The organism is Accumulibacter sp. (assembly GCF_029255285.1).
In the GTDB taxonomy this organism is placed as follows: Bacteria; Pseudomonadota; Gammaproteobacteria; order Burkholderiales; family Rhodocyclaceae; genus Accumulibacter.
In genome coordinates this window covers 1-9402 of sequence record NZ_JAPUVI010000050.1, presented here as the reverse complement: position 1 = coordinate 9402, position 9402 = coordinate 1, and the positions used below count along the sequence as shown (strand labels likewise).

Below are 9402 nucleotides of genomic sequence, written 5' to 3'. Positions count from 1 at the left end.
CAGGTCTTCGTAACAGAGCAGGCCGGGAATCCCGCAATCGGGCATGTGTTCGCGATCGGTCAGGACGACGAAAGCGCGAACACCGGACAGGCGATCGGCCAGTTTGGCGACCAGCGGCGCAAACCCGAGATCGAAGAACAGCAGCCGATCTTCGGCATGATCGACGATGTACTCGATCTGCTCGGGGAAGAGACGCGGATTGATGGTATGCAAAACGGCGCCCATACCCGACACGCCGAAGTACAGTTCGAGATGGCGGTAGCCGTTCCAGGCCAGCGTCGCCACCCGCTCGCCGGCCGTCACGCCGAGCGCGCCAAGAGCTTTCGCCACTTGCCGTGCCCGGCGTCCGATGTCGGCGTAAGTACAGCGATGAATCGGCCCTTCGCTGGTCCGCGAAACGATGGCGGCTTGCGGATGGCAGCTCTCGGCGTGCTCGATGAGCGAGGAAATGAGTAACGGACGGTCCTGCATCAGTCCTTTCAGCATCTGTATTCTCCTTGACAATGAATTTCAGAGTTCGCGCAGCGCCTGCCTCATGCGCTCGGCGTAGGCCGGAAACTGGTGGACGTCGGTGTGTCCGGCGCCCCGCAGGCGAAGAAGTCGCGCCTGCGGGGCACGCGCCAACAGTTGCTCGCTGTGCCCGATCGGGATGGTCTGATCCTGCTCGCCGTGTACGAGAAGCACGCTGCCGCGGATCTGCCCGAGGTCGCGGCAGGTGTCGAGCGGGTAACGCAGTATGAACGGGGGCAGCCACGCATGACTGGCGCGCATCAATTCGACCATGCGGCAGTAAGGCGATACCAGGATCGTCAGCTCGGGCTGCACCTCGGCCGCCAGCCCGGCGGCGAGTGCCGTACCGAGCGAGCGGCCGTAGATCACACGACGCTTGCCGAGGTAGCGCCCGGCAACCGACCGCCAGGCGGCAAGCACGTCGGCCCGCAGTTGTTCCTCGCTCTCGATACGACCGCTGCTCTTGCCGTAGCCACGGTAATCGAGCATGAACAGGTCGTAGTTTGCCGCGCGATAGAAGTCGGCGTTGACGAACCAGGTCGCGAGGTTACCGTTGTTGCCGTGCAGGAAGAAGACGACGCCTTGCGGGTCGGGCAAGCGAAGATGGAGAGCCGACAGCCTCGCCCCGGGAACGTCGACGGTTACCTCCTCAACGTCCGGCAGGGCCAGGACGTGATCGGTCGCCAGGCGTTCCGGTTTGAAGAGCAGGCGCTCCTGATAACGATAGACCCAGCCGACGGCCGTCAGATAACTGGTGGCGAGCAGCGCCACGACCAGAAACAGAATGTGCTGCCACCACGACCAGCCCCTGCCGCGCGCCTGTCCGGCAGCCCCAGCCGGCCAGACAGCGTAGCGGGCGGCCATTCAGTTCACCTCGTCGAAGCGATGAATCTGCGGCGGCTGGGCAAGCAGATCGGTCGCCCGGGCAAGTGCCGCAGCGACGTGCGGGCTCGCCAGATGGGCATCCGCCGCTGCCTGATCCGTCCACTGCTCGACAGTAACGAATTCGCCCACCCGATCCGCGTTCTGAAACAGTTGATAAGCCAGGCAGCCGCTCTCGCTGCGGGTCGCCGGAAGCAACTCGCGCAAGACGACTCGCAGTTCCGCCTCCCGACCGGCGCGTGCGCAAATGCGGGCAATGATTCTGAGCATGCCTTCCTCCTCCGTTCTCCGGCAAGTTTCCGGGGGCGACGGCGTCGCCCCACAGCCACATTACGCAGATAAGTACGCAGCTAAGGCGGCGGCGGATGCATTCCCTGGCCCGCGGCGCGGGTCCCGCTGGCCGGGATTGGCTCAGGAAGCGTCGAATCCGGCGTCTTCGACCGCCGCCGCGAGTTGCTCCCGGCTCACTTGTGCAATGTCGAACTCGACCACCGCCTGCCCCTGCGGCAGCGATACATCGACTCTGGCCACGCCCTCGAGCGCGCTCAACGCGGCGTGCACGCTGTTCACGCAGCCGCCGCAGGACATGCCGCCTACCCTGATGATCGTCGTTTCCATTTCAAGTCTTCTCCGGTTTCCAGTTTTTCAAGAGCAGCGAATTGCTTACCACCGAGACCGAACTCATCGCCATCGCCGCCCCGGCGATCACCGGGTTGAGCAGACCCAGGGCCGCCAGCGGAATGCCGAGCACGTTGTAGATGAAGGCGAAGAACAGGTTCTGCCGGATCTTGGCGAGCGTTGCGCGTGACAGCGAGATGGCATCCGCCACGCCGTTCAGGTCATCGCGCATCAGCGTGACGTCGGCTGTCTGCATGGCGACGTCCGAGCCGGCACCCATCGCAAAGCTGACGTCGGCCGCCGCCAGCGCCGGCGCGTCGTTGATGCCGTCGCCGACCATGCCGACCACGCGGCCGGCCGATTTGCGCCGGCCCAGCGCGGCGGCCTTGTCGCCAGGCGAGACTTCGGCCTCGAACTGCGTGATTCCCGCCTCCCGGGCGACGGCCTGGGCGGTGCCGGCATTGTCTCCGGTGAGCATCACGACCTCGACGCCGAGGCGCTCGAGACGCGCCACCGCGGCGCGCGACGTGGCGCGCAGCGGATCGGCGACGCCCAGGCAGCCGAGCGGGCGCTCGTCGGCCGCCACCACCACCACGCTGCGCCCCCGCGCCACCAGTTGCTCCGCTTGTGGAACCGACCAGCCCTGGTCCTTCATCCAGGCCAGCGACCCCAGATGCACTCGCCGCTTGCCGACGTCGCCAAGCAAACCTTTGCCGGGGATGGCGGCGACGTTTTCCGGCACGCTCAGCGCCATTCCCTCGGCCCGGGCACGTTCCACGATGGCTGCCGCGAGGGGATGCGTCGACCCTTGTTCCAAACTCGCCGCCAGGGACAACAGGGTCGCCGCCTCGCCGGCGGCGGACGCCTGGTCGCCACTCGCGGCAAGGACATCGGTCACCACCGGCCGACCCTCGGTCAGCGTGCCGGTCTTATCCACCACCAGCACCTCAAGTCTTTCCGCGAGTTCCAGCGCCAGCGCGTTGCGGATCAGCACGCCCCGCCGCGCCCCCTGTCCGGTGCCGACCATGATCGCGGTCGGCGTCGCCAGGCCCAGCGCACAAGGGCAGGCAATCACCAGCACGGCCACCGAGTTCACCAAGGCCGACGCGAAATCGCCAGTCAACGCCCACCAGGCGATCAGGGTCGACAGCGCAATGGCGCTCACCACCGGAACGAAGATCGCCGCCACCTGGTCGGCCAGCCGCTGCACCGGCGCTTTCGAGCCCTGCGCCTGCTCGACCAGGCGGATGATGCCAGCCAGCATGGTGTGGCGGCCGACGCCCGTGGCGCGGCAGCGCAGCAGGCCGTCGCCGTTGATCGTGGCGGCGAAGACGCGCTGGCCGGCGACTTTCCTCACCGGCAGGCTTTCGCCAGTAAGCATTGCCTCGTTGGCCACTGATACGCCGTCGATCACCTCGCCATCGACGGGTACCGCCTCACCCGCACGGACGACGAAGATGTCGCCGGGAATCAACGTCGCCACCGGCACGTCGAGCAGGTCGACCGCGTCACCCCGGCGGCGTTCGACACGTGCCGTCGACGGCTGCAGTTTCGCCAGCGCCTCGAGCGCCGCGGAAGTCCCTGCTTTGGCCCGTGCCTCGAGGATCTTGCCCAGCAGGACCAGCGTGATGACCGTCGCCGAGGCTTCGAAATAGACGTGCTGACGATCCAGCCCGCAAACGGTGACGACGAAACTGTAGGCCCAAGCCATCGTCGTTCCCAGCGCCACCAGCACGTCCATGTTGCCGCTGCCGCCACGCAGCGCATGGTAGGCACCAAGGTAGAAACGCCAGCCGATCCAGAACTGCACCGGCGTCGCCAGCAGGCACTGCCACCAGCGCGGGATGACATCGCCGTGCACGTCGTTGCCGAACATGAAGGCCATTTGCGCGACCAACGGCAGGGTGAGCGCCGCGGCGATGGCGAAGCGGCGCCGCTCGTCGCGGTAGCCGGCGAGCTGGCGCCGCTTTTCTTCGTCGCGTGTCGCTTCGTCGGAGACGGTTGCCGTGAAGCCTGCCTTGAGCACCGTGGCGAGCAGTCGCTCGGCATCGCAAAGGCCAGGCACATAGCGCACATGCGCCTTCTCGCTGGCGAAATTCACCGCCGCCTCGACGCCCGCCAGCTTGTTGAGCTGCTTCTCGATGCGCGCCGCGCAGGCCGCGCAGCTCATGCCGCCAATGGCGAGTTCGACGGTCGCCGGCGGTAGCTCGAAACCCACGTTGTCGCTTGCCGTATTCATGGTCCTATCTCCGCTCTGGCCGCGCAGACGACCGGAAGTTGCACACTGGCGGGTCGGAATCTCCCGCGCCACCCGCGCCATGGTGCCCGGCACGCCATGTTCGGCAAGTCGGGGCGCAAGCCGCTGGTAGGCTTGGCGCCCCGTCGGGTAGCGAGAGATGTGCGATCAGGGGTAGAAAACGTAGAGCCGGTAACCCGCCGCGTCGATCTCCTTGGCCTCCAGCCACAGACGAAGATCGAGGCTGGCGTTCGCGGCGAAGGATTTTTCTTCGCGCGCGCCCGGCGGCAGATACTCGTCGGGCAGCAAGACACGCCGCACGACAACCCGGTCGTTGGTGTCGGTCAAGGCCAGTTCGAGTGCCGGGTAGGCCTGCACATGGGCCGCGCGGTTGCGCAGCGTCGCCTGCAGGATCAGCAGCTTGCCCCGCCCCGGATCGGTTTGCAGGTCCGAGGCTTCGATACCGATCAGTTGCGCGTCACGCGGCAAGGGCAACTCGCTGCCCAAGGCTTCGCTCAGCATGACCAGCGCCGGTCGCAGTCCGGGAAGCGCGACGGCGATCGCGCCGCGCCAAAAGAAGATCGCCTGAGCGACCAAGAGCAAGGCCAGCAAGACCCCCGCGGCGGCGAACAGCCGGTCCGAGCGGCGGCCCGGCGGACTGGCCTTGGCCGGTTCGGCGGCCAACCAGCGGCCTTGGGCCGCTGCGCCCTGCGCCGCCGTAGGCTCGCGCGCCGCTTCGCCCGCTGCCGGTCCGGCGTCGTCCGTCGCGGCGTCGCCGCTCGCGGCTGACGCGACGGGCGGCGTGGCGGCGGACGGGTCGAGGCTTGTGCCGTCGGCGGTCGCGTCCGATGCGGGCGGCGACGCTTGGCGCAGCGAAGCGGCGATCGAGCGTACGGCTTGCGGGTCGCCTTGCGCCACTTTCGGCGGCAACGTGGCGCCCGACTCGTCGTCGTCGAGCAGCGATTCGAGCGCGTCGAAAACGGCCCGGCACTGGCCACAGCGGACCTTCCCGTTGCGCATCCGGAGTTGCCCGGCGGTAACGCGGAAAACCGTCCGGCAAGTCGGGCAGCAGGTCTTCATCGGCTCACGGCCGGCGACCGGCGAGACAGACCCAGCCGTCGAGCGTCGCGGCAATGGCGAGTGGCAGGCAGGGGGCGTAAGCGGCGATGACCTCATCGGCTTGTTCGAGCAGGATGCCCGAAAGCGCCAGACAGCCACCGGACCGGACGTGGCCACCGATGGCCGGCGCCAGCACCATGAGCGGCTTGGCCAGGATATTGGCGACCACCAGATCGAACTGCCCGTTCAAGGCTCGCGCCGAGTCCTGGAAACTTACCTCGACCCGGTTGCGCTCGGCGTTCTGCCTCGACGCCAGCACCGCCTGCTCGTCGATATCCACGCCCAGCACGTCGCCTGCCCCGAGCTTCGCCGCGGCAATGGCCAGAATGCCCGAACCGCAGCCGTAATCGAGTACCGACACGGCGGGGCGGACCTTGCGTTCGAGCCACTCGAGGCAAAGGCGGGTCGTCGGGTGCGAGCCGGTGCCGAAAGCCATGCCGGGATCCAGAACGAGAACCGTGGCCTCCGGATCCGGTGCCAGGTGCCAGCTGGGGACGATCCACAAGCGCTCGGCAACGCGTATCGGCGGGAACTGCGACTGGGTCAAACGTACCCAGTCCTGCTCGGGCAGTTCCTCCTGGGAGAAAGCGGGCACGTCGTCCAGACCGGAGCGCGCCGCGCAGAGGGCGACCAGCCGGCGGGCGTCGCTACCCGGATCGAGCAGCGCGATCACCCGCGAGCGCTCCCAGCCCGGCCGCGCGAGCGAGCCCGGTTCTCCGAACTGGGGCTTTTCGTCCGGCGTACCGGCGTCCGCATCCTCGATGCTGACGGACAACGCACCGTTCTCGAGCAGGGCGTCGGCCAGCGCTTCGGCGTGCCGACAATCGGTTTCGATGCTTAGGGATAGCCAGGCCATCGCTCATCGGCTGCCGGTCAGCCGCCCTTCTTGACCTCGTCCTTGGCCGCCAGGCGCTGCTCGAGATAATGGATGCTCGCGCCCCCTTCCACGAAGCGGGCGTCGTGCATGAGTTCCTGGTGCAGCGCGATATTGGTCTTGATGCCTTCGATGCTCATTTCCGAGAGGGCGATACGCATCCGGCGAATCGCCTGGTCGCGGCTGTCGCCGTAGGAAATCACTTTGGCAACCATCGAGTCGTAGTTCGGCGGCACCATGTATCCCTGATAGATGTGCGAGTCGACGCGAATTCCCGGCCCACCCGGCGGATGGTAGAAGCTGATCCTGCCCGGTGAGGGGACGAAGGTGAAGGGATCCTCGGCATTGATCCGGCACTCGATGGCGTGGCCCCGGAAGCTCAGGTCGCGCTGCCGGAAGCGAAGCCGCTCGCCAGCAGCAACGCGGATTTGCTCGGCGACGAGATCGACGCCGCTGATCAGTTCGGTCACCGGATGCTCGACCTGAATGCGCGTGTTCATCTCGATGAAGTAGAACTCGTTGTTTTCGTAAAGAAACTCGAAAGTTCCGGCGCCGCGGTAGTTGATCTTCCGGCAGGCTTCGGCACAACGTTCGCCGATGCGCACGATGTGACGTAGCGCGATGCCCGGCGCCGGCGCCTCTTCGATGATCTTCTGGTGGCGGCGCTGCATCGAGCAATCGCGTTCGCCGAGGTGCACGGCATTCCGGAAGCTGTCGGCCAGCACCTGTATCTCGACGTGGCGCGGATTTTCGAGGTATTTCTCGAGGTAGACGTTCGGATTGCCGAAGAAGCTCTGCGCCTCGGCACGCGTCATCGTCACCCCGTTGATCAGCGCCGCCTCGGTGTGGATGACGCGCATCCCGCGTCCGCCGCCACCGCCCGCCGCCTTGATGATCACCGGGTAGCCCACCGCCTTGGCGATGCGCAGGATTTCCAGCGGGTCCTCGGGCAATGCCCCCTCCGAACCGGGAACACAGGGCACGCCGGTGAGCCGCATGGCTTCCTTGGCGGAAACCTTGTCGCCCATCAGCCGAATGGTTTCGGGGCGCGGACCGATGAAGACGAAGCCGGACGACTCGACCCGCTCGGCGAAGTCGGCGTTCTCAGACAGGAAGCCATAACCGGGGTGGATGGCCTGGGCGTCGGTCACCTCGGCCGCCGAGATGATCGCCGGAACGTTGAGATAGCTTTGCGCCGAGGGTGCCGGGCCGATGCACACCGACTCGTCGGCGAGCCTGACGTATTTGGCCTCGCGATCGGCTTCCGAGTGGACGACCACGGTCTTGACTCCCAATTCGCGACACGCACGCTGGATGCGAAGAGCGATTTCTCCGCGATTGGCGATGAGGACTTTCCCGAACATGGCCAACGATTCCCCCTAGCCGATGACGAACAGCGGTTCGCCGTACTCCACCGGCTGCCCGTTTTCGATCAGAATGGCCTTCACCGTGCCGGCCCGCTCGGCTTCGATTTCATTGAGGAGTTTCATGGCCTCGATGATGCATAGCGTATCGCCGGCCTTGACGACGCTGCCGACCTGTACGAACGGCTCGGCGCCCGGACTCGAGGCGCGATAGAAGGTGCCGACCATCGGTGCCTTGAGGACATCGCCCTCGGGAAGCTCGGGCTCGACCGCGCTTTCGGCTGGCGCCGCCGCCAGCGTGGCCGCCGGTGCGTGCATGATCTGGGGAGCCGTCCACGCCGGCTGGGCAGCGGGAGCGCCGTGCTTGACGATGCGCACCCTTTCTTCGGCGTCGTTGATCTCGAGTTCGGTGATGCTCGATTCCTCGACCAGATCGATCAGTTTCTTCAGTTTTCGCAGATCCATGGATTCCCTCCGGAGGTATGTCTGGCTAACGAGGCGCCCCGAAACCGGGTGCCGACGTACCGCGACGGGGTCAGTCGACCCGTATCGGGTACCACGGGCTGGGCGGCGGTGGGATGATGTCGGCGCGTAGCGTCGACCCGGGGTGCTCGGGTTGGCGGGTGCTGAAGAGACTTGGGCCGGTTTCCTGCCAGCCAAGCTGGCGGGGCACGCCGGGCGATCTGTCGGCAGGCGGCAAAACGGCTTTTTCCTTCTTCATGGCCGCAAGTTTGACGCAAATGACAGCATCTTGTCTACTGCGGCCCCTTCGCCGACTCGCTCGACGAGGGCGCGACCGCGCCGCCGAGCAAGCCGGCCACCGCGTTGGGGCACGGTGTTTCCTGGAGGCACGACAAACCCGACGCCCGCGTCTGGGACGGATTGGCGCGCGCTCGGTTGCGGGGATGTTCAAGCGCGATTTGGCAGATCCCGTGTGGCGCGGATCAGGGTAGCCAGTGTCTCCCCATCATCCGATTGAACCCCCGATCCACTGCCTTCCGGAAACGCCGGGCTGCCCGGCGTCCAGAATTCGACCGATTCCGGATGCTCCTCGAAAAAGTCCGGGTCCGTGGTGACGCTGATGCGCGGCGCTCCGGGCTGCGTCCAGAAGACCTCCTTCGTGCCGACCCGTTGGGCCTCGACGCCGGGTGGTAGAAGCTTCGGGTAGTCCAGCAGGTGGCCGAGTTCTTCGAGCCCGTACGGGGCGGGCGCACGTTCCGGCTCTTCAAGCGCGGCTTCGATCGCTTCGTCGATGCTGAAGGATTCTGCCGGGGTCTGGCTGGCCGCCTGCTGAAGCTCACTGACAAGATTCGCCCTGGCCTGTTGCTGGTTCTCAGGCCTCATCAGGGCGACTTCGGCAATCCTCGCGGGCATCGCCGAGAGAATCGGCTGCAGCGGGCCGACGACCGAAGTGAAGAGGTTGATGCGCGATCTCAGCGCACGGTAGACGTCGGTCTCGACGGTGTCCTCGTACATCAGGTTCACGATGGCGATGCGCGGGAACTGCTGGCCCAGGCGGTCGACGCGTCCGATGCGTTGCTCGATTCGCATCGGGTTCCAGGGCGAATCGAAATTGACCAGCGCGCCGCAAAACTGGAAGTTCAGTCCCTCTGCGGCAGCATCGGTGCACACCAGCACCTGCGCCTCCTTGAGTTTGAAGCGCCGTTTCGTTTCCTCGCGGGTCAGCCTCTTCCAACTGCCGTCGGGTTGTAGCCATTCGCCGCCGCGCCCCGAATAGCAGAGAACCGAGAATCCCTGTGTCTTGAGAAAATCGCGCAGGTAATCGAGCGTGTCGGTGT

The 9402-nt window shown here is 66.3% G+C and carries 11 protein-coding genes; all 11 read right to left on the bottom strand.

Translation table 11 applies throughout. The annotated features are described in order from the left end of the window. The coding region (locus Q1M07_RS07365; RefSeq protein ID WP_300452563.1) for an AMP-binding protein at positions 1 to 486 on the bottom strand (486 nt) is incomplete at its 3' end. Between the two features lie 24 nt (positions 487 to 510). Further along, complete coding sequence (locus tag Q1M07_RS07360; RefSeq protein WP_300452561.1) at positions 511 to 1374, bottom strand: alpha/beta fold hydrolase; 864 nt, start codon at positions 1372 to 1374, stop codon at positions 511 to 513. Beyond that, complete coding sequence (locus Q1M07_RS07355) at positions 1375 to 1662, bottom strand: putative quinol monooxygenase (RefSeq protein ID WP_300452559.1); 288 nt, start codon at positions 1660 to 1662, stop codon at positions 1375 to 1377. Positions 1663 to 1803: 141 nt separating this feature from the next. After that, a complete protein-coding gene (locus Q1M07_RS07350) occupies positions 1804 to 2010 on the bottom strand; it encodes a heavy-metal-associated domain-containing protein (RefSeq protein WP_300452557.1) in 207 nt (68 codons plus the stop codon). A 1-nt stretch (position 2011) separates the two neighbouring features. Continuing rightward, the gene (locus tag Q1M07_RS07345) at positions 2012 to 4249 is read right to left on the bottom strand and encodes a heavy metal translocating P-type ATPase (protein WP_300452555.1); all 2238 of its coding nucleotides are present in this window, start codon (positions 4247 to 4249) and stop codon (positions 2012 to 2014) included. A 165-nt stretch (positions 4250 to 4414) separates the two neighbouring features. After that, entirely contained in the window at positions 4415 to 5326 is a 912-nt protein-coding gene (locus Q1M07_RS07340) for a DUF3426 domain-containing protein (RefSeq protein WP_300452553.1), read from the bottom strand. 4 nt (positions 5327 to 5330) lie between these two features. Beyond that, positions 5331 to 6221: a 50S ribosomal protein L11 methyltransferase gene (prmA, locus tag Q1M07_RS07335; RefSeq protein ID WP_300452551.1), complete on the bottom strand. Its 891-nt coding sequence runs from the start codon at positions 6219 to 6221 to the stop codon at positions 5331 to 5333. Between the two features lie 17 nt (positions 6222 to 6238). Further along, complete coding sequence (accC, locus tag Q1M07_RS07330; protein WP_300452549.1) at positions 6239 to 7603, bottom strand: acetyl-CoA carboxylase biotin carboxylase subunit; 1365 nt, start codon at positions 7601 to 7603, stop codon at positions 6239 to 6241. Between the two features lie 15 nt (positions 7604 to 7618). Next, positions 7619 to 8068, bottom strand: coding sequence for an acetyl-CoA carboxylase biotin carboxyl carrier protein (accB, locus tag Q1M07_RS07325; protein ID WP_300452547.1), 450 nt, complete (start codon positions 8066 to 8068; stop codon positions 7619 to 7621). A gap of 70 nt (positions 8069 to 8138) precedes the next feature. After that, the gene (locus Q1M07_RS07320; RefSeq protein WP_300452545.1) at positions 8139 to 8324 is read right to left on the bottom strand and encodes a hypothetical protein; all 186 of its coding nucleotides are present in this window, start codon (positions 8322 to 8324) and stop codon (positions 8139 to 8141) included. A gap of 188 nt (positions 8325 to 8512) precedes the next feature. Next, positions 8513 to 9402, bottom strand: an 890-nt coding sequence (locus Q1M07_RS07315; RefSeq protein ID WP_300452543.1) for a helicase-related protein, incomplete at its 5' end; no start/stop codon positions are given.